Annotated in this window: 23 protein-coding genes; 6 read left to right on the top strand and 17 right to left on the bottom strand. The window is 64.1% G+C overall.

Annotated elements, in window-relative coordinates:
• Window positions 1-62 precede the first annotated feature (62 nt).
• Window positions 63-794 (top strand): hypothetical protein, encoded by a 732-nt coding sequence (locus ATN00_RS16500; RefSeq protein ID WP_062068907.1) that lies wholly within the window; start codon window positions 63-65, stop codon window positions 792-794.
• Window positions 795-940: 146 nt separating this feature from the next.
• On the opposite strand, the gene ATN00_RS16495 is transcribed toward ATN00_RS16500, so the two are convergent.
• From ATN00_RS16495 to hisB, 10 genes are all read right to left on the bottom strand, one after another.
• Entirely contained in the window at window positions 941-1,624 is a 684-nt protein-coding gene (locus tag ATN00_RS16495) for a murein L,D-transpeptidase catalytic domain family protein (protein WP_062068905.1), read from the bottom strand.
• Between the two features lie 52 nt (window positions 1,625-1,676).
• A complete protein-coding gene (locus ATN00_RS16490) occupies window positions 1,677-1,988 on the bottom strand; it encodes a hypothetical protein (RefSeq protein ID WP_062066507.1) in 312 nt (103 codons plus the stop codon).
• A gap of 5 nt (window positions 1,989-1,993) precedes the next feature.
• The gene (locus ATN00_RS16485) at window positions 1,994-3,469 is read right to left on the bottom strand and encodes a L,D-transpeptidase family protein (RefSeq protein WP_062066504.1); all 1,476 of its coding nucleotides are present in this window, start codon (window positions 3,467-3,469) and stop codon (window positions 1,994-1,996) included.
• 128 nt (window positions 3,470-3,597) lie between these two features.
• A complete protein-coding gene (locus ATN00_RS16480; RefSeq protein ID WP_197413610.1) occupies window positions 3,598-4,170 on the bottom strand; it encodes a hypothetical protein in 573 nt (190 codons plus the stop codon).
• An 80-nt stretch (window positions 4,171-4,250) separates the two neighbouring features.
• Complete coding sequence (locus ATN00_RS16475) at window positions 4,251-4,568, bottom strand: phosphoribosyl-ATP diphosphatase (RefSeq protein ID WP_062068903.1); 318 nt, start codon at window positions 4,566-4,568, stop codon at window positions 4,251-4,253.
• 58 nt (window positions 4,569-4,626) lie between these two features.
• Window positions 4,627-4,875: a PEP-CTERM sorting domain-containing protein gene (locus tag ATN00_RS16470; protein WP_062066497.1), complete on the bottom strand. Its 249-nt coding sequence runs from the start codon at window positions 4,873-4,875 to the stop codon at window positions 4,627-4,629.
• A gap of 157 nt (window positions 4,876-5,032) precedes the next feature.
• Complete coding sequence (gene hisF, locus ATN00_RS16465; protein WP_062066494.1) at window positions 5,033-5,797, bottom strand: imidazole glycerol phosphate synthase subunit HisF; 765 nt, start codon at window positions 5,795-5,797, stop codon at window positions 5,033-5,035.
• A 37-nt stretch (window positions 5,798-5,834) separates the two neighbouring features.
• Complete coding sequence (gene hisA, locus ATN00_RS16460; RefSeq protein WP_062066491.1) at window positions 5,835-6,572, bottom strand: 1-(5-phosphoribosyl)-5-[(5-phosphoribosylamino)methylideneamino]imidazole-4-carboxamide isomerase; 738 nt, start codon at window positions 6,570-6,572, stop codon at window positions 5,835-5,837.
• Window positions 6,573-6,594: 22 nt separating this feature from the next.
• The gene (gene hisH, locus ATN00_RS16455) at window positions 6,595-7,212 is read right to left on the bottom strand and encodes an imidazole glycerol phosphate synthase subunit HisH (protein ID WP_062066488.1); all 618 of its coding nucleotides are present in this window, start codon (window positions 7,210-7,212) and stop codon (window positions 6,595-6,597) included.
• Window positions 7,209-7,796 (bottom strand): imidazoleglycerol-phosphate dehydratase HisB, encoded by a 588-nt coding sequence (hisB, locus tag ATN00_RS16450; protein ID WP_062068901.1) that lies wholly within the window; start codon window positions 7,794-7,796, stop codon window positions 7,209-7,211. Before hisB ends, hisH begins: the two co-directional genes overlap by 4 nt.
• 98 nt (window positions 7,797-7,894) lie before the next feature.
• Between hisB and ATN00_RS16445 the strand changes: the two genes are divergently transcribed.
• The 4 genes from ATN00_RS16445 to ATN00_RS16430 all read left to right on the top strand — a co-directional run bounded on the left by ATN00_RS16445 (window position 7,895) and on the right by ATN00_RS16430 (window position 11,659).
• Complete coding sequence (locus ATN00_RS16445) at window positions 7,895-8,371, top strand: SspB family protein (RefSeq protein ID WP_062066486.1); 477 nt, start codon at window positions 7,895-7,897, stop codon at window positions 8,369-8,371.
• Window positions 8,372-8,695: 324 nt separating this feature from the next.
• Complete coding sequence (gene fumC, locus ATN00_RS16440; RefSeq protein ID WP_062066483.1) at window positions 8,696-10,081, top strand: class II fumarate hydratase; 1,386 nt, start codon at window positions 8,696-8,698, stop codon at window positions 10,079-10,081.
• A gap of 49 nt (window positions 10,082-10,130) precedes the next feature.
• Window positions 10,131-10,487, top strand: a complete 357-nt coding sequence (locus ATN00_RS16435) for a hypothetical protein (protein ID WP_062066480.1) — start codon at window positions 10,131-10,133, stop codon at window positions 10,485-10,487.
• Between the two features lie 125 nt (window positions 10,488-10,612).
• Window positions 10,613-11,659 carry an acyltransferase family protein gene (locus ATN00_RS16430; RefSeq protein ID WP_197413609.1) on the top strand — a complete coding sequence of 349 codons (1,047 nt, stop codon included), beginning with the start codon at window positions 10,613-10,615 and terminating at the stop codon, window positions 11,657-11,659.
• Here ATN00_RS16430 and ATN00_RS16425 read toward each other — a convergent pair.
• Window positions 11,656-12,225 carry a DUF2585 domain-containing protein gene (locus ATN00_RS16425; protein WP_373886200.1) on the bottom strand — a complete coding sequence of 190 codons (570 nt, stop codon included), beginning with the start codon at window positions 12,223-12,225 and terminating at the stop codon, window positions 11,656-11,658. The two genes, ATN00_RS16430 and ATN00_RS16425, sit on opposite strands and share 4 nt — an antisense overlap.
• Window positions 12,226-12,286: 61 nt before the next feature.
• Here ATN00_RS16425 and gmk point away from each other — a divergent pair, with 61 nt between their 5' ends.
• Complete coding sequence (gmk, locus tag ATN00_RS16420) at window positions 12,287-12,952, top strand: guanylate kinase (protein WP_062066473.1); 666 nt, start codon at window positions 12,287-12,289, stop codon at window positions 12,950-12,952.
• Window positions 12,953-12,959: 7 nt separating this feature from the next.
• Here gmk and ATN00_RS16415 read toward each other — a convergent pair whose 3' ends face one another.
• The 6 genes from ATN00_RS16415 to sseA all read right to left on the bottom strand — a co-directional run bounded on the left by ATN00_RS16415 (window position 12,960) and on the right by sseA (window position 19,647).
• Window positions 12,960-14,030 carry a class I SAM-dependent methyltransferase gene (locus ATN00_RS16415; RefSeq protein ID WP_062066470.1) on the bottom strand — a complete coding sequence of 357 codons (1,071 nt, stop codon included), beginning with the start codon at window positions 14,028-14,030 and terminating at the stop codon, window positions 12,960-12,962.
• Window positions 14,020-14,886, bottom strand: coding sequence for a prolipoprotein diacylglyceryl transferase (gene lgt, locus ATN00_RS16410; RefSeq protein WP_062068897.1), 867 nt, complete (start codon window positions 14,884-14,886; stop codon window positions 14,020-14,022). The genes ATN00_RS16415 and lgt overlap by 11 nt, the downstream gene beginning before the upstream one ends.
• 454 nt (window positions 14,887-15,340) lie before the next feature.
• A complete protein-coding gene (locus ATN00_RS16405) occupies window positions 15,341-16,090 on the bottom strand; it encodes a TorF family putative porin (protein WP_062066467.1) in 750 nt (249 codons plus the stop codon).
• Window positions 16,091-16,337: 247 nt separating this feature from the next.
• Complete coding sequence (locus ATN00_RS16400) at window positions 16,338-17,594, bottom strand: mechanosensitive ion channel family protein (protein WP_062066464.1); 1,257 nt, start codon at window positions 17,592-17,594, stop codon at window positions 16,338-16,340.
• Window positions 17,591-18,805, bottom strand: coding sequence for a cystathionine beta-lyase (metC, locus tag ATN00_RS16395; protein ID WP_231746307.1), 1,215 nt, complete (start codon window positions 18,803-18,805; stop codon window positions 17,591-17,593). Before metC ends, ATN00_RS16400 begins: the two co-directional genes overlap by 4 nt.
• Entirely contained in the window at window positions 18,802-19,647 is an 846-nt protein-coding gene (sseA, locus tag ATN00_RS16390; RefSeq protein WP_062068895.1) for a 3-mercaptopyruvate sulfurtransferase, read from the bottom strand. The genes metC and sseA overlap by 4 nt, the downstream gene beginning before the upstream one ends.
• Between the last annotated feature and the right edge of the window lie 36 nt (window positions 19,648-19,683).

Genomic DNA, 19,683 nt, shown 5'->3' with positions numbered 1-19,683 from the left:
GCCTGACCTGTGTGAACGAAAATGGAGAGTCTGCTTTGTCTCGACCGGTTTATATTGCCCTTATGACCCTTGCCGCGCCGCTGGCGATGATGACCCCCGTGCAGGCGCAGGAAGCGCCTGCCGCGGCTGAAGCCGCTCCCGCCGCCCCGGCTGAAGCCGCGCCTGCCGCTGGTCAGATGACGCAGGAACAGATCGCCGCTTTCAATCAGGCCGTGACCGACTTCACTGCGGGGCAGCAGGCCCAGCAGGCGGGCGATAATGCCGCCGCCACCGCGAAATATGAAGCGGCGCTGCCCGCGATCCGCACGGCCGTCCAGACCCAGCCCGCTAATATCGACAATGTGAATTTCCTCGCCAACGCGCTTTATGCCGACGCCGCCGCGCAGGGCGCTCAGGGCCAGATGGACAAGGTGATCGCCCTTTATGGCGAATCGTTGCCTCACTGGCGCAAGGTAGTCGAAGCCAAGCCCACAGATGCCGCCAGCCGCAATATCCTGGCGGGCATCCTGATCCAGCTGGGCAACCAGAAGCTGGGGGCCAAGGACATGACCGGCGCTGATCCTTATTATAAGGAAGCCGTGACGCTGGCTCGCAAGTCCGTGGCGGAAAATGCGGCGGACAAGACCAACAAGAACATTCTGTTGTCCGCCCTTATCGGTGCAAGCCAGACGGCCAATGACGAGGCGCTTCGCAAGGAAGCGCTGGATATGGGCAAGGCGATGATGGCCGATGGCACGATCGACGCCATCAACAAACCGTCGATCGAAGTGATGAGCGGCCAGAAGGCGGGTTGATCCATTTCCGCCCGGATGCTCATGGCGTTCGGGCGGAGAAGAACGCGACATTCGATCCCGTGTCATGGGGACTGAAGGTTGATTGCTCTTCGCTCAGAATGAAAAACCGGTCTCCTGCGTAGGCAGGAGCACATAGCATCTCAACCCTAAGCGCCTGTCACGATGATCTTGTCCGCATAGACCATGCGGTCGGGCCCCAGCAGGCCGACAAGCTGCGGCAGCATGTGCCGCGCCACCGCCAGGCAACCTTCGCTGCGCCCGCATTTGCCCCAGGCGGCGATGTGTTCTTCGCTCACATAATCCGCGCCATGGATGACGATAGCGCGATTTTCCGCATTGTTGTTGGTCGGGTCGAGGCCGATGAGGCGCATCGCCTGCCCATGCTGGCCGTAATAAATGTCGCTCGTCCGATAGGCGCCCGACGAACTGGCCAGTGAATTGGGCTCGTTGGAAAAGCTTTGGAGCCATCCTGAATGGCCGGGGTCCGAACCGCGGCCATGGGCGACCAGATAGGAACTGGATTGCCCGCCGATCAGGTCCACCACATGCAGGCGCAGATCGCGCGAGGGCGCGTTGAAATCGGCGATAGCGATTCGGTCGCGCAGGGTGAAGGCGTGAGCATGGCTGTCCAGCGCGGCCTTCGCCTTTTCCAGCAGGCGCGCATAGGGCTTGCCCGCGAAGGAAACGGTGCGCGGCGCGGCAGGAACCGGCGCTGGCGGCGGGTTTTTGGGAAGAAGGCCTTCCGGCGCGGCGGCTTTGCCGATGCTGTCGGAAAGAAACGATAAGGCCAGTCCGCTTAAAGCGAACTTTGTAAAACTGCGGCGATCCATGGAAGCAATATAGCAGAGCGGCGGCCCCAGTCCAAGGCCGCCGCGATGCGCCTTAGCCGCCCGCGTTGCTCGCTTCATCCGCATGATGGTCCGCCTCGGCCTGTGAGGGGAGGCGCGAGGTCATGCCGGTGGCGGCGGCATCGTCCAGCATCTGCTGGTCTTCGGACACTTCGGGCGGCGGCGCGGCCGGGGCCGTGTTGGTGACATTCTGGCTCGGCTCAGGCGCGGCGTCCGGTTCGTCGATGATGACATTTTCGATCGGCGGTTCGACCAGATTGTTAGTCGCGGGGGCCTCTTCCTGCTTCTTGCCGCAAGCGGAGAGGGCGAGCGCGCCGCTAAGGGCGATAAGGGCGATCTTGTGCATGGGGTTCAATCCTTCGATGCGATGGCGGTCGAATGGTCGGTCGTGGGATCGACGCGGCGGCTGGACGCCTCGATCTTCTGGGCGAGCAGCTTGTCCCAGCCATAGGGGTCCGACCGGAAGTTCATCACCCCGTCGCTCCCCGGAAAGGCAGTCCAGTAAAGCAGGTAGACGGCCACTTGCTGCGGCAAGGACACGCGCTGCGTCTTGCCTTCGTCGATCAGCGTCTGGATCTGCCCCGCCAGCTTGGGATCGCCCGTCACCATCATCTCGGCCAGCGGCACCGGCTTTTCGAGACGGATGCAGCCATGGCTGGCAAGCCGGTCATAGCTCTGGAACTTCGCCCGCGCGGGCGTGTCGTGCAGATAGACCGCGAAGGGATTGTTGAAATCGAACTTCAACCGGCCCAGCGCGCTGTTCGGCCCGGCGGGCTGGACGATGCGCTGCCCGCCTTCCGGCGTGCCGATGATCTTGTATCCCTGCTTCAGCAACGTTGCGCGGCCCTTGGGGAACAGTTCCTTCTTGGCGATGGAGGCCGGAACGTTCCACGGTGGATTGACGACGATCGAATGGATGCTGGACGACAGCATCGGCGTCTGGTTGGTCGGGCTGCCGGTGACGGCGCGCATCGACTTCACCGGCTGATCGCCTTCGAACATGGTGAGCACGGCGGCCGCGATGTTCACCTGAACCCGGTTGACTGGCAGGGTGCGCGGCATCCAGCGCCAGCGTTCCATATTCGCCATGATCGCGGCGATGCGGTCCTCCACCGGCACGTTGAGTTCAGCGAGCGTCCGCGCGCCAAGCTGGCCCGTGGGATTGAGACCATAGCGCCGCTGGGCGCGCTGAAGCGCGTCCACCAGCTTTTCACCGGGCGTCACGGCCTTGTCCTCGATGGCGAGGCGCTTGCGGATCGCATCGGGCGACGCATCCGCGCTCAGTTTCGGCCAACCGCCATCGTCGCGGATGCGTTCATAAGCGACCAACCCCTTGCGAAGGCCGTCATAGCCCGAATAGGGCGGCGTCAGGCTGGCGGCCCATTGCGGCAGCCGGTCCTCCGCGATCGCCGTCGCCAGGGACGGGCGGGGATCGAAGGGCGCGGGGCGCAAGGCCCAGATATTGAGGAAGTCGGCGGTGTCTACGCGCCCGGTGCTGAGCGCCCGCGCCCGGTCCAGCGTGGCGGAAAGCAACGCATCGCCGGTCAGCGCCGCGCTGGCCTTGCTTTTTGCCATCAGACCTTCGGCCGCGCCCCTGCGAAGCCAGTCGTTGAGCCATTTTTCCTGTGCAGCCGACATCGGCGGCAGCGGAAGGGGCGGGGGCGTCACTATGGCGGGTGGCGCTACAGGCGCCGGAGCAGCAGGCAGCGCCGGCGTCACTGCCGGGGGCAGGATGGAGGTTGGGGCGCTTTGCTGCGCGACAGCGGGCATGGCGGCGAAAGCCAGCAACGCCACGCCGGAAAAGCGGATCAGATCGGGACGGTTCATACTCGACCAGATAGCGCAAAGCCCGCGGCGATCAAACTTATGATCGCGGAAAAAGATGATGCTGCCTGTCGTTCACCATCGTGCCTATGTCTTTCCCGCAACGCAGGAGGGGCGAAGCGCATACTCCGTCAGTGCACGGTGTCTTCGATGGGGGAAGCAACGGCCGTGCCTTCCATCAGTTTCGCGGCGATCAGCCCCGCGGCAACCAGCCCCACGAAATCGCTGAGTGCGAGATAGAGGATATAGCCCCATGGCGCATGGTTGAAGACCGCCTGCCCGACATGGAGCCACAGCACGGCGGCCAGCGCGAACAGCAGCACCAAGCGCGCCCGGCTGCCGAAATCCGCTGCCGTGAAGCGCAGCGCCAGCGCGATCACCACGCCCACCACCAGCGCCAGCACGAAACCGCCGATCAGCGCAGACCCGTCTGTCACGGGGAAACCGCTGCTATTGTAGAAGATCATGCCGACCGGTCCTTTGCCGAACAGTACCGTTCCTTGCGCGGTGGCGGGATCGGGCACGACATAGACGCCGGTGCCTGTGGGATTGAGCGTCTGCGCCATGGCGGCTTGCAGATTGGCGCCCGCCTGTGGATCAGCGCGGCTGAACGCCAGCGAACCCAGCGGCGTGCCCCAGAAGATGAAGCCGGTGATATAGAGCGCAAAACCGCCCAGCAGCCCGCCTAAAACCGTCCGCACCATGATCGCCCTCCATTATTTCCCTCTTGCAATGAGGCTGGAGTATAAACGCGGCAGGGGCAATATCTTTCCGAAGGGCCGGATCAGTCCGGGCGCGCGGCCTTTTCGGCGAGACCCGACAGTCCCTCGCGCCGTTCCAGCTCATCCAGGACGGAATCGAGCGGTATGCCGCAATCGGCAAGCAGCACGAAAAGATGGAATAGCAGGTCCGCGCTTTCGCCGATGGTGTCGGCGGTGTCGCCGCTCAGCGCCGCGATGACGGTTTCGACCGCCTCTTCGCCCACCTTCTGCGCGATCTTGGCGCGCCCTCTGGATGTCAGCTTCGCCACATAGGATTGCGACGGGTCGGCGGACCGTCGCCGGGCGATGGTTTGTTCCAATTGATGAAGGGTCGCGCGCATGGCCGCCATCAAGCGCCAGGCACGCGACCCGTCAACTAAAAATCAGCGTGCGTTGCGCTTATTTGCGCTTGCGGCGGGCGCGAAAGGTGCGGAAGCCCAGAACCGCGATGCCCATGGCGAACAGGCCGAGCTGCTCCGGCTCAGGCACCGGCGTGGCGCCGCCCGACGAGCTGCCCCCCGATGAGTTGCCACCGGACGAGCCGCCGCACTGCTTCCACCATCCGCAGCCGAAGGTCGCCTGAGCGGGCGTGGCTGCACCGACCAGACCGGCGACGCCAGCGGCGAGAAGCATCTTGTTCAGTTTCATCCTCTTACTCCCTGTTTCCTGCAAATGGTGATGCAGGAAAGTTAAGCAGGAGCTGTGCCAAGAGGAGCTGAGTCACGCATTTGCGGCGCCCTGAAAGGTTAATGCCCCTCCGGCCAGTCTGGTTAATGTAAAATAAGCCGACGCTTTTGCCGTCTTGTCAGGCGGCGCGCACCGGCACGCCCGCCGCCGCCAGCGCGCGGTGGGCCTCTGCAACCGTGTGCTGCCCGAAATGGAAGATGGAGGCGGCCAGCACCGCGCTCGCATGGCCCTCGATCACGCCTTCGACCAGATGGTCGAGCGTGCCCACGCCGCCGCTGGCGATCACCGGCACCGACACGGCATCGGCAATGGCGCGGGTAAGGGCAAGGTCATAGCCCTGACGCGTCCCGTCCCCGTCCATCGACGTGACGAGAAGTTCGCCCGCGCCCAGTTCGGCAAGGCGGATGGCGTGCTCCAGCGCGTCGATGCCGGTCGGCTTGCGTCCGCCATGGGTGAAGATTTCCCAACGGTCCTCGCCCACGCGCCGCGCATCGACCGATCCAACGACGCACTGACTGCCGAAGCGGTCGGCGATGTCGGCGACCAGTTCGGGCCGGGCGACGGCAGCGCTGTTCACCGCGACCTTGTCCGCCCCCGCGAGCAGCAGCGCGCGCGCATCTTCCGGGCTGCGGACGCCGCCGCCCACGGTGACGGGCATGAAGCAGACCTCGGCGGTGCGGCGCACCACATCCAATATGGTGCCGCGCGCCTCCTGCGTGGCGGTGATGTCGAGGAAGCAGAGTTCGTCCGCGCCCGCCGCGTCATAGACCTTGGCCTGCTCGACCGGATCGCCCGCATCGCGCAGGTCGACGAAGTTGACGCCCTTGACCACCCGGCCATTGGCGACGTCGAGACAGGGAATGACGCGTGTGCGGACGGTCATGCCTATATTCTTACCGAATGGATGAAATGTGTCACGCTCACGCCGCCGCCTGCGCCACCGCCAGCGCGGCTTTCAGGTCCAGCCGCCCGTCATAAAGCGCTCGTCCGGTGATGACGCCCTCAATCCCTTCATCGGCGTGGAGGCTCAGCACGCGAATGTCCGCGATCCCCGCGACCCCGCCACTGGCGATCACCGGAATATCGGTGGCGCGGGCAAGGTCCACGGTCGCGTCGATATTGCAGCCCTTGAGCAGCCCGTCGCGCCCAACATCGGTGAAAAGCAGGCTGGCGACGCCTGCATCCTCGAACCGGCGGGCGAGGTCCGCTACCGGCATGTCCGACTTTTCCGCCCAGCCGTCCGTCGCGACGAAGCCATCGCGCGCATCGACCGCGACGACGATGCCGCCGGGGAAATCACGCGCCGCCGCCTTGACGAAGTCCGGGTCTTTCAGCGCCGCCGTGCCGATGACGATGCGCGACACGCCCAGATCGAACCAGCGTTCCACCGCTTCCCGGTTGCGGATGCCCCCGCCCAGCTGCACATGGCCGGGAAAGGCTTCGACGATCTTCTCCACCGCTTCGGCATTGACCGCATGGCCCGCGAAGCTGCCGTCCAGATCGACCACATGCAGATGCTGCGCGCCTGCCTGCGCGAACAGCAGCGCCTGTGCGGCGGGATTGTCACCATAAATGGTGGCGCGGTTCATGTCGCCTTCGGCCAGGCGGACGACTTGTCCGCCCTTGAGGTCGATGGCGGGAAAGACGATCAGGCTCATATCATCATCCGTGGGAGCGCGCTCAAGGACGCCACTCCAGAAAGCGGGAGAGGAAGGAAAGGCCATAGTTCTGGCTCTTTTCCGGGTGAAACTGGCAACCGATGATGGTGTCACGCGCGACGGCTGCGACCAGCGGCCCGCCATGGTCGGTGACGGCGGCGACATGGGCCGGATCATCGGCTTCGAAATGATAGCTGTGGAGGAAATAGGCCTCGCCCGACTCCAGCAGAGGCGGGTCGCCGCGCAGGATCACGTCGTTCCAGCCCATATGCGGCACCTTGATCGCCGGATCGGCCGGCTCGATCAGCTTCACGGTGCCGGGAATCCAACCCAGCCCTTCATGCCGTCCGAATTCCTCGCCCGCGTCCGCGAGCAACTGCATCCCCACGCACACGCCCAGAAAGGGAACGCCGCGCCGGTTCACCGCCGCGTCCATCGCCTCGACCATGCCGGGGATCGCCACCAGCGCATCGTGGCAGGCCCGGAAAGCGCCGACGCCCGGCAGCACGATCCGGTCCGCCTTCGCCACGACATCCGCGTCGGCGGTGATCGTTACATCTCGCGCGCCGGCCTTTCGCAGGGCGTTGTGCACCGAATGAAGATTGCCCGCGCCATAATCGATGAGGGCAAGGGAGGTCACAATATCCCCTTGGTCGACGGGATGGCGTCGGCCTTGCGCTGGTCGATCTCCACCGCTTGCCGCAGCGCCCGCGCCAGCCCCTTGAAGCAGCTTTCGACGACATGGTGGTTGTTGGCGCCATAGAGATTTTCGACATGCAGCGTGATCCCCGCCGCCTGCGCGAAGCTTTGGAACCAATGCTCGATCAGCTCGGTATCCCATTCGCCCAGCCGCTGTACGGAGAAGGGCGCCTTGAACACCAGCCAGGGACGGCCCGAAATGTCCAGCGACACGCGCGTCAGCGTCTCGTCCATAGGCGCATAGGCCGTGCCGTAGCGGGAGATGCCGCGCTTGTCGCCCAGCGCCTTGGCGACCGCTTCACCGATGGCGATAGCGGTGTCCTCGGTCGTGTGATGCTGGTCTACATGCAGGTCGCCGACCGTCTTGACGTCCAGGTCGATCAGCGAGTGGCGCGACAATTGCTCGATCATATGATCGAGGAAGCCGATGCCCGTCGAAACGGAATAGATGCCCGTGCCGTCCAGGTTGACGGTGACGTCGATCTGCGTTTCCGCAGTGTTGCGATGAATCTCGGCCCTACGCATGGCCGCCCTATAGCGCGTTGCGCGCGCCATGCAATGCAAGTGTATGGGAATGACGGGCGGGCTTGACGCTTCGTATCGCCTCGCTAGGACTGACAGCCATGAGTGAAGACCTGCCCGACAGCCTGATTCCCTATGATGAAATCGTGCAAGAAGCGCTGCGCGCCGTCGTCGGTCGTGTGCTGGGGGAGGTGGAGGAGACCGGAGGCCTGCCGGGAAACCATCATTTCTACATCACTTTCAAGACGCAGGCGTCGGGCGTCGACATCCCGACCCGGCTGATCGAGCGCTTTCCCGACGAAATGACCATCGTCCTTCAGAACAAATTCTGGGATCTCAAGGTCAGCGAGGACATGTTCCAGGTCAGCCTGACCTTCAATCAGGTCGCGGCCCACCTTGTCATTCCCTTTGCGGCGATCACCGCTTTCGTCGATCCGGCGGTCAATTTCGCGCTCCAATTCCAGGTGCAGGCCGATGCCGTGCCCGAACCGCATGAAGAAGCGGAAAACGACGTGCCGGACGTGAAGGCGGAAGACGGTTCCAATGTCGTGACGGTAGATTTCGGGAAGAAGAAATAAGCGTCCGCTTTCGGCTGGTTTCGGCTATTCCCGACACCCGTTCGCCCTGAGCAGGGGCTGAGCCCTTCGACTGACTGCTTGCAGCATTCGTTCAGGATAAACTTGGCCTCTGGCCAAGCCAAAGACCCATATTGAAGGGTATGGCACAACCTGTGTCCTTCGATACGCCCCTTCGACAGGCTCAGTGGCTACTCAGGACGAACGGATTTGAGTGTCCGCTTCCCACCCAACGCCGCATCCCCTAAAAAATCGCTCTTGGCTTTCCTCGCTTCCGTCCTACATCCAACCTATTGTTGCGATTGATTATTAATTGGGAGCCGAAGTATGGCCGAAACCCGCACCGAAACCGACTCGATTGGCGCGATCGAGGTGCCCGCCGCCGCCTATTGGGGAGCACAGACTCAGCGGAGCATTGAGAACTTCCCCTTCGGCGATAGCGAGCGGATGCCCATCGGCATCGTCCACGCCCTCGCCATCGTGAAGCAGGCGGCGGCGCGGGTGAACCGGAAGCATGGGCTGGATGCGAAGCTCGCCGACGCCATCGAAATCGCTGCCGCCGAAGTCGTGGAGGGCAAGTTGGATGATCAGTTCCCGCTCGTCATCTGGCAGACGGGCAGCGGCACGCAGTCCAACATGAACGTCAATGAAGTGATCGCGGGCCGTGCGAACGAAATCCTGACCGGCACGCGGGGCGGCAAAGCGCCGGTTCACCCCAACGACCATGTGAACATGAGCCAGTCGTCCAACGACAGCTTCCCCACCGCCATGCATATCGCCGCCGCGCTGGCCGCGACCCGCGCGCTGCTTCCCGCGCTCGAACGGCTCGAAGGCGCATTGCTCGCAAAAGCCAAGGCATGGGACCGCATCGTCAAGATCGGCCGCACCCATCTGCAGGACGCGACGCCGCTGACGCTGGGGCAGGAATTTTCCGGCTATGTTGCCCAGCTCCGCCTTGCCCGCACCCGCACCATGCCGCTGGTCGAACATGGCCTCACCAAGCTGGCGCAGGGCGGCACGGCGGTCGGCACCGGCCTCAACACGCCCCCCGGCTTCGCCGAGGATGTAGCAGCGGAAATCGCGGCGCTCACCGGCCTTCCGTTCGAAACCGCGCCCAACAAGTTCGAGGCGCTGGCGAGCCATGACACGCTGGTCGACTTTTCCGGCCGCCTCAACAGCATCGCCGTCGCGGTGACAAAGATCGCCAACGACATCCGCCTGCTGGGCAGCGGTCCGCGTTCGGGCCTTGGCGAACTGGACTTGCCCGCCAATGAACCGGGCAGCTCGATCATGCCAGGCAAAGTCAACCCGACCCAGTGTGAGATGCTGACGATGGTGGCCGCTCAGGTCATCGGCAATCATCAGGCGGTGACGGTCGGCGGCCTGCAAGGGCATCTCGAACTTAACGTGTTCAAGCCGCTGATCGGCGCGGCGGTGCTGCGGTCCATCCATCTCCTCGCCGTCGGCATGGATAGCTTTGCCGAACGCTGCGTCGAAGGGCTGGAGGCGAATGCAAAGCGCATCGCCGAACTGGTCGACCGATCGTTGATGCTGGTGACGGCCCTGGCGCCGGAGATCGGCTATGACAATGCCGCGAAGATCGCCAAGCATGCCCATGTCGAAGGATTGACGCTCAAGCAGGCGGGTCTCGCGCTGGGACTGGTCGATGAAGCGACCTTCGACCGGCTCGTGCGTCCTGAAAATATGGTCTGATTCAGATCAACATGGCGGAACGGACGGCGATCCGATACATTGATAGGATATGAAGAGGAAAGCCGCCCCCGCCAAACCGGCCGCGCAACCCGCATCGGTCAAGTCCCCACCCAAAGCCGGACTGCTGCGAAAGGCGGCGCGTGTCGGCGCGATATTGGTGGGAACCCGTGTCGCCGCCGAAACCGGGAAGAAAGGCGCGGTCGGCCTGCTGGCGGGCATGGGCGCCAAGAGGCTGATCCTGCGCTATCCCATGGGCGCGATGTTCGTCACCGGCGCCTATCTGGCGGGTCGCCTGTATGAAGCGAAGCGCGAGGTGGACCGCAAGCGGGCCATTAAGGCATTGCCGGACGAAAGCGCGGAACCGATCCTGATCGACGAAGCCCGGTCCCGCAGGGCCGGACGCTGATTGCCCGCTGCGGCGACCCGTGCCGGATTCGGCGCGGTGTGACGGGACGTCAGCTATTCTCCTGCCTTCAGACACCATAGGATTTTCCGCGGCGCAGCATGGTGCGCCTTCCAGCGGAGAAACCCATGACCGATTCTCACGCCCCGGTCGAAAGCGCCATCCCTGTCGCCCCCCACACCAAGCGGGAACGGCAACTATGGATGGATCTGCTCCGGGGTCTGGCGATCCTGCTGGTCGTCGCCTTCCATTCGGTGACCATATTGGAACGGCACGCTTACACCGCCGCGCCATGGATGCGCGATTTCAACCAGTTATTCGTCCTCTATCGCATGCCGACGCTGGTATTCCTGTCCGGCCTGCTGCTGGCGGGATCGTTCGGCAAGGGGATCGTGCTCTATCTGCTGGGGAAGGGGCGGCGGATATTCTGGCCGCTGCTGGTCTGGACGCTCATCTATGCGCTAGTCATCGGGCCGATGGTGGATGGACCGGTGCAACTGCTCAAATATCTGTCCGGCCAATCCTATCTCTGGTTCCTGACCTTCATCCTCATTTATTATCTGGCGGCCATTCCGCTGCGCCGCCTGTCGCCGCTGCTGGTCGCGGCGGTTGCCTTCGGCATTGCGATCCTCGCGCCCGATGGCAGCAAGAATGGCGAGCGGCTCTTCTACCTCATGGCCTTCTTCTTCCTCGGCTCATGGGTGGGCGGCCATTGGGCGTTGTGGATGCGCGTCGTGCGTTCGCGCGCGGCGCTGCTGGGATGGATTGTCATCGTCGGGGCGTCGGCAGCCGCCGTCGTCTATGAGCTTCACTATGGTCCGCTTTACGCTGTTCCCGCGCTCTGCTTCATCATCGCGGTCAGCGCCACGGCCTTCTGGATACAGGCCGCCCGCTGGTGCGCGCCGCTGATCTTCATGGGCCAGCATTCGCTGATCTTCTATGTCTCGCACTTTCCGACCATCTATATCGTCATGGGATTTTGCCGCGGGCTGGGCGTGAAGCAGGCGGAAGTCGCGACGATGGTGGCCTTTCCCGTCGCATTGCTGGTGGGGCTGCTGCTTGTGCTGGCTTCGCGCGCGAGCTGGGTCGTCGATCTGCTGTTCGTCGCGCCCGCGCCGCCGCAGCGTGTGGTCGGGGCGTTGCAGGCGGTCGAAAAACGGCTGGCTTTCGTCTAGAATGCCGACTGCCAGGCCTTCACCGCCTCGACCGGCCAGACCAGCATCAGCACGTTAAGCGTCAGATTGTCGCGGATCACCCACAGCGCCAACAGCTCGAACCCGATGCCGGCCAGCACCGTCAGCCAAACCGGCGCCCGCGCGGCAAAGGCGAAGCCCAGCGCCATCATCCCGATGTCGCTCATCGAATTGAGGATGCTGTCACCCGAATAGCCGAGCGCGATGGTCGCCGTGCGGTATCGGTCGATGATGACCGGCGAATTTTCCAATATCTCCCACAGCGATTCGACCGCCACCGCCGCCGCGAAGCGCATCCCCCTGGGCTGCCGCCGCATCAGCGCCCACGCCGCCAGATAGAATAAAAATCCGTGGATGATATGGCTCAGACTATACCAGTCGGAGAGGTGCTGGCTGTTGCCGCTGTCAATCGCGCCATGCCATAATTCTACCGTGCCGCAGGCGCAGATCGGCGGTCGTCCCATCAGGAACAGCATCGCGCAGGCCGCCAGCGCGATCAGCCCGGCAAGGGCGTAGCCCCGGCGGCTGCGGTTCCGTTTGCGCTTCAACACTGCGTCATCCCCCTTCTTGCCCTCTTGCAAATCGCTGCTTCTGGCGGCACTAGCGGCCATGGCCGACGACATTCCGACCGAAACGCCCGATTTCAAGCGCCGTGGCGTTCTCTTCGTACTCTCTTCGCCTTCGGGCGCGGGCAAGTCCACCATCGCGCGCAAATTGCTGGCGGCAGAGCCGGACCTGGCCATGTCGGTGTCCGCCACGACCCGCCCGATGCGGCCGGGCGAAGTGGATGGCAAGGATTATCACTTCGTCGATCTGGAGGAATTTCGCCGGATGACGGCGGATCATGAGTTCCTCGAATGGGCGCATGTCTTCGGCCAGCGTTACGGCACGCCCCGCGCGCCGGTGGAGGCGATGCTCAAGAGCGGCCGCGACGTGCTGTTCGACATCGACTGGCAGGGCGCGCAGCAATTGCACCAGATCGCGGGCGGCGATGTGGTGCGTATCTTCATCCTGCCTCCCTCTATGGAGGAACTGGAGCGCCGCCTGCGCGGCCGCGCTACCGACAGCGAGGCAGTGATCGCAGGCCGCATGGAGCGCGCCGCCGGAGAGATCGCGCACTGGGATGGCTATGATTATGTGCTCTGCAACGTCGATGCGGAGGAATGTTTCCAGCGCGTCCAGACCATCCTCCACGCCGAGCGCATGAAGCGTAGCCGTCAGACTGGCCTCATCGGCTTCATCCGCCGCCTCAGCCGCTATCATCAGGACGATTGAGCGCGCTTTAGACGCCAAACCCCGCCGGGGCGGCCCAGTCGGGATGAACCCACGCCATGGCTTTGAACAACGTGCCCATCGCGTCCGGGGATGTCAGGCGCAGGCGGGCGGCTTCCACCTCCTCGGCGCGCTCCGGGCTGGCCTCCGCCAGTTGCGCGGCGCGGGCGTCGATGCCCAGCTCGCCGAGAAACGCGCCCTGACCCACCGGTCCCAGTACGCGCAACCCCGCCTGCCGCGCCATATTGCCGATCATGGTGAAATCCACATGGGTGGTCAGGTCCACTTCGCCCGGATCGGTGAAGGGGTCGGCGAACTTGTGATCGCGCACCGCCTGTAACGTGTCGCCAATGGCCGGGCCTTCATAGCCATAGTCGATGATGATCGCCGCGCCGCCCTGTTTTGCGATACGGTTGGCCAGGCTGAAGGCGGCCGTGGCGCCCGCCAGCGGTGTTTCGATGACATGCCCGTCGTCCGCCGTGGCGGCGATGGCGGGCATGTCTGATTCGATACGGCGATAGCCGACGGCCGGAACGAAGCGGATGCCATCCTCCCCTCTGCTGGCCAGCACGACCCGCTCGCGCCATTCGTCATTGACGCGGATTGACTGGCGGACGGGCAGGGCGTCGAAAAATTCATTGGCGACCACCAGCAACGGTCCCTGTTCGGGCAGTTGCTCTATGCTGTCATGATGGACGATATGGGGCAGCAGCGCCCTCTGCCGCTCGCGCAGCACGGGGCTGGTTTCCACGAAATGCAGACGCGGGGCGAAGGCGGCCCGCTCCATCGCGCGGAGCGCATCGGCCGCCAGCGTCCCGCGTCCCGGCCCCAGTTCCGCATAGAGCGCCCCCGGACGCCGCCCCGACCGCATCCACACATCGGCAAGGCACAGGCCGATCAATTCGCCGAACATTTGGCTGATTTCCGGCGCCGTAGTGAAATCGCCCTCCAGACCCAGCGGATCACGGGTCGCATAATAATGCTGGTTTGCCTCGCCCATGAAATGCGCGATGGAGATCGGCCCGCCCGCCTCGATCTGCCGGGCGAGCCGTTCGCTCAGCGGCAGTTCGTCAGCTGACACTCGCGCTGCCCGCGATCGGTTCGACGCGCACGCGCCGTCCTTTGGCGGTGACGATCAGGTAAAGCCCGCCCAGGATCATCGGCACGCACAGCCACTGGCCCATGTGCAGGCCGGTGCGCGCAGCGAACTCCATCAGTTGCGCGTCGGCCTCGCGGAAGAACTCCACGCCGAAGCGGAACAGGCCGTAGAAGAAGAGGAACAGGCCGACCAGCATCCCCGGCTTGTAGCGCGCTTGGGTCTTCCAGAAGGCATAGGCGAGGATGGCGAACAGAAGGACGCCTTCCAGAAGCGCCTCATAAAGCTGGCTGGGATGGCGAGGGAAGGGGCCGCCTGTGGGAAAGATCATGGCCCAGGGCACATCGGTTTCCTTGCCCCACAGCTCCCCGTTCACGAAATTGGCGAGCCGCCCGAAGAACAGGCCGAAGGGCACGCAGCAGGCGACATAATCATGCACCCGCAACCAGCTCAGCCCTTCCTTGCGAGCCAGATAGAGGATGCCCAGCGACACGCCGACCACCCCGCCATGGAAGGACATGCCGCCATTCCACAGCTTGAGAATGTCGAGCGGATGCCGCAGGATTTCGGGCTGGTAGAAGACCACATAGGCCAGTCGCCCGCCGATGATGATGCCCAGTGTCGCATAGAAGATCATGTCGTCGGCATGACGGCGCGCCATGGGCGATCCGGGCTGCGCCACCAGCTTCAGCAGATACCAGTAGCCGATCAATATGCCCGCCAGATAGGCGAGGCTGTACCATTTCAGCGTGAAGAAGCCGAGGTCGAGTGCCACAGGGCTGAGGCCCAGATCGTCAAAGCGAATGGCGCTGGCGGCGGTGGCGGCGATGTCCAGGATCAAGATGCGGTTCCCCTTGGGAATGGTGCCGCTGCCATAGAGCAAGCGTCTCCCAAGACCAAGGGGCAAGCGCAGCTTCGCGTCAAATCGAGAGGGAAAGGTTGTAAGGGCGTCATCATGTGGACGGCTGTTTATGGCCAGTTGCGGCCATTTATCGAAACACAAACATCCGTTCGCCCTGGGTAGGGGCTGAGCCTTTCGACTGACTGCTTGCAGCAGTCGCTCAGGGTAAACTTAGCCTCGCGCCACGTCGAAGACCCGTATCGAAGGGTCTTGTGCAATATCTGTCCTTCGATACGCCTCTTCGACAGGCTCAGGGGCTACTCAGGACGAACGGGGACGGGGAGCGAGCTGTCCGCTCCCCACCCACAACCGTCCTTCGGTCCGCGCGCACCGGCCGCCATGAAAGAGGCCGCAAACCCTCCGGCTCGCGGCCTCTTCCCCTTTTGAATGCAGATCAGAAGGACGCGGTGACCGATCCGACCACGCCGGCCTTGCCGATATTGCGGCCGCTGGACGAATAGGCGTTCTTGTTGGTGTCGACATAGCTGACGCCGAAGGTCAGGTGATCCCAGGTGTAGGTCGCGCCCACGCTCCAGTCGGTATATTCCTTGCCGCTGCCGATGATGAGGTAGCTCGGTCCCCAGCTATGGCCCAGATGGGCCGACACGCCCACCGGCGAATTGGGTATGCTGGCCGACAGGTCGCCCGCGACGTAGAGATTGTCTTCCTTGTGGATGCCATCCAGCGTCAGCGCCTTGGTCTTGGGCGCATAGTTGACGGTCAGCTTCGCGGTGGCGGGGCCGAAAGTGCCCTTCACCGACGCATAGGGTTCGACAAAGTCGCTGTTAACGCCGCCCGAACCGGGATAGTAATAATAAAGGACGCCCAGGTCGAAGGTCGCCGCGCCCACCGTCTTGGAATAGCCCGCGATCAGGTCGATTTCCTGGTCGCTGCCATTGGCGACATAATCGTCGATGGAGGAACCCCAGGTCGACACATAGAAGCCCGATTCATGGGTGACGGTGATGCCGCCCTGGATGGCGAAACGCTTGTCGGTCTGGGATACGCCACGGAAACGATAATCGGTGACGACGGCGGCGCTGCCGCTGACGGTCAGTTCCGGTGTCGGCTCGTCCTGAGCGAAAGCGGGTGCCGAAAACGCGGCAAGAGCAATGGCCGACAGGCCAAGAATGGACTTACGCATGATAAAACCCCTTTGATGGTTATGCGATCGTCCCACCTGCGCGAAGGTCCCTGCCTCTTTCTCCCGCAACGGGGTGGGCCGGGTGCCTTGACCCCAAATGGATGCGCTTCCTTGCTGCGCTGCACAAGGATTTATTGCTGGATCATGTCTTTTGCCGACGAAATGTTGCTGTTCTGCAACAAGTGCATGGGCGGCATCCTGAAGCCTCGTCTGCCGCCCCGATTATGATCGAAAGCTCGTAATTATATTACGCGGGCGGCGCGGGCGCCTGCGTCGTGTGAATGACGCGCTGCGGATAGGGAATGGTGATCCCATTGTCCCGGAACAGCAGCCACAGCCGGTTGAGCACGTCCGACCGGACATTGCCCACGCCTTCCTCCGGGTCGCTGATCCACACCAATATCTCATGCTCCACACGATTCTCACCAAAGCCGGTCAGACGCACGGTGGGGCTGGGCATGTCGAGCACGCGGTGGCTTTCCTGCGCGGCGCGCAGCATCAACTGTTGCGCCAGCGGCAGGTCGCTGTCGAAGCCCACGCCCAGGGTAATGCGGACGCGGACATTGCGGTCGGAATAGGACCAGTTCTCCACCTCCTGCGTCATCAGGTTTTCGTTGGGGATCAGATGCTCCTTGCCGTCGCGAGTGATGACGCTGACGGCGCGCACGCCGATCTTGTTCACCCATCCGAAGCTGTCGCCCACCACGATCACGTCGCCCGGCTTGATGGACCGGTCCATCAGCAGGATGATGCCCGCGATCAGATTGCCGAAGGTTTTTTGCAGGCCGAAGCCGACCGCCAGGCCCAACGCGCCGGAAAAGACGGCAAAGGCAGTCAGGTCGATCCCCAGCAGGTCGACACCGATGAAGAAGGCCGCGATCACCACGGCGATGGCGGCGAGCTTCTGCGCCAGCAATTTCTGCGTGGGATCGAAGCCGTCCGCCCGGGCGATGCTGCCCCCGATCAGCCGGTTGGCAAGGCGCACCATGGCGAACAATGCGACGCAGATCGCGGCCATGGTGATGAGGCCGAGCAGAGTCACTCGCCGTTTGCCAAGGCCGATGCCGATCGCATCCAGCATCGTCCCCACCGGCGTCAACCCGCCATTGGTGCCCGACAGGGTCGTCAGGAACAGCAGCAGCGCCAGCGGCGCGACCGCCCAGACCGGTATCGCCAGCGCGCGCAGGCCATGGGCCGCGAGCAGGGCGACCGACAGGCCAAGCGCGATTCCCAGCACCAGATGCGGCGCCGTGTCCACTGGCCAGAGCGCGGTCGCGAAACCGATGAACAGCGCCGACAGGGCATAGCGCAACATGGCGCGCAGCCGCCCGGCCAGCGCCTCGCTCAATATCGCCGCCTTTTCCCGCAGCCGCGGCGCGATGAGGCGGGCCGCCGCCGTCGCCGCCAGATGCAGCAGCAACGCGATGCCCAGCGCGATCAGCGGCTGGACGATCTCCGCATCGCCCGGCACCAGCGCCAGCAGGGAGGAGAAGTCCGGCGTCATCCCCGCGCCGCGCGGAACCGGGCAAGGCCCGCATCGAGGTCCGCGATCAGGTCGGCGGGATCTTCCAATCCGATATGCAGGCGCACGGATGGACCTTCCGCCTCCCATGTCGTCGCGCTGCGGTAACGGGCTGGATCGACCGGCAGGGCCAGGCTCTCAAAGCCGCCCCAGCTATAGCCGATGCCGAAATGGGCAAGCCCGTCGATCAGCGCGGCGCGCGCCGTCTCATCGCCGCCTTTCAGGATGAAGCTGAACAGGCCGGAGGAGCCGGAAAAATCCCGCGCCCACAATTCATGTCCCGGACAATCGGGCAGGGCGGGATGCAGCACCCGCGCCACATCGGGCTGCTCATTCAGCCACCGGGCGATGGCCAACGCGCTCTCCTGATGCTGCTTCAGCCGCACGCCCAGCGTCCTGAGGCCGCGCGAAGTCAGCCATGCGTCGTCGGGACTCGTCATCTGCCCGAAAAGATAAGCCGTCTGCCGGACCTTGGGAAACCAAGCCTCACTGGCGGTGACGGAACCGATCATCACGTCGCTATGCCCGACGATATATTTGGTGCAGGCGAGGATGGAAATATCCACTCCATGTCCCAGCGCCGGGAAGAACAGCGGCGTCGCCCATGTATTGTCGATCAGCGTGACGATGCCCTTCTCCTTCGCCACCGCCACGATGGCGGGCACGTCCTGCACTTCGAAGGTCAGGCTGCCGGGGCTTTCGAGGAAGATGGCGCGCGTCCGCTCCGTCAGCAGGCCCGCGATCCCCGCGCCGACAGTCGGATCATAATAGACCGTCTCGACGCCAAAGGGCTTCAAGATCTGCTCGCAGAAATTGCGCGTAGGATCATAAGCGCTGTCGGTCATCAACAACTGATCGCCCGGCCGCAGCACCGCCATCAGCCCGCAGGCGATGGCCGCCACGCCGGAGGGAAAGAGCATCGTCCCTGCCGCGCCCGGCTCCATCTCGGTCAGCGCGTCGGCCAGGCTCCATGCGGTCGGCGTCCCCTTGCGCCCGTAGAACAGCCGCTCATGCGTGCTGGAGCCGGCGGCGCGGCGCAGATGCGCCACATCGTCATACAGGATCGTGGACGCGCGCCACACCGGCGGGCTGACGATGCCGCCCGGCTGCCCCGGCATCCCGGTCCATTCGGCCTTACGGCCCGCCTGCGCCAGCTTGGTCAGTGGCTTGCGGTCATCGTCCTTCCCGCTCATGCCGCGCCGGTCGCTTTGGGCGTGGCGGGATCGAGGCCCCATTCGGACCAGCTTCCGTCATACAGCGTCACGTCTTTTTTTCCCAGTAGTTCCAGCCCCGCCAGCAGGATCGCGGCTGTCACGCCGCTACCGCATGTAGTGATGACGGGTCGGTCGAAATCGAGGCCCGCCTGCGCGAACAATTGCCGCAATTCCTCGCCCGTCTTCATGCTGTTGTCGGCGTTGAACAGGGCGGAGGAGGGCAGATTGCGCGAGCCGGGAATATGTCCCGATGCCATGCCGGGGCGCGGTTCCTTCTCCTCGCCGGTGAAGCGCGCCGCCCCGCGCGCATCGATCACCGCTTCGGCGCGGCTGTCCACATTGGCGATCAGATCGTCCATCGTCCGCACCTGTCCGGTCGCGCGCCGCGCCACCGCATTGCCCGGCGGGGGAGTTACCGCGCCGCTTTCCGTCGGACGCCCCTCCGCCACCCATTTAGGCAAGCCGCCGTCGAGGATCGCGGCCCCCTTGCCCACGCCATAAAGCCGCATCATCCACCATCCCCGCGCTGCGCTGTGCGTGGGGCTGTTGTCATAGACGATGATGCGGCTGTCGGTGCTTATCCCCAGCGCCCGGCACCGCTCCGTCATGAAGGCGTCGGTCGGCAACATGCCGGCTCGCGGATCGTCAAGGTCGGCCAGTGTCGGCAGGTCGAGAAAGGCCGCGCCCGGAATATGCGCCTGCTCGAACTCGGCGCGGGGGTCGCGCGGCACGCCGGGCAGGAACAGGCTGGCATCGACGATCCGCAGATCATCCTTGCCCAGTTCCCCGGCCAGCCATTCGGTCGACACCAATATGTCCATCATCCATCCCATGCGCTGCTGTCGCCACCCTTGATA

The organism is Sphingobium baderi (assembly GCF_001456115.1).
Lineage (GTDB): Bacteria > Pseudomonadota > Alphaproteobacteria > Sphingomonadales > Sphingomonadaceae > Sphingobium > Sphingobium baderi_A.
The sequence above is the reverse complement of the archived record's forward strand: the minus strand, read 5'-3'. Positions and strand labels throughout refer to the sequence as shown.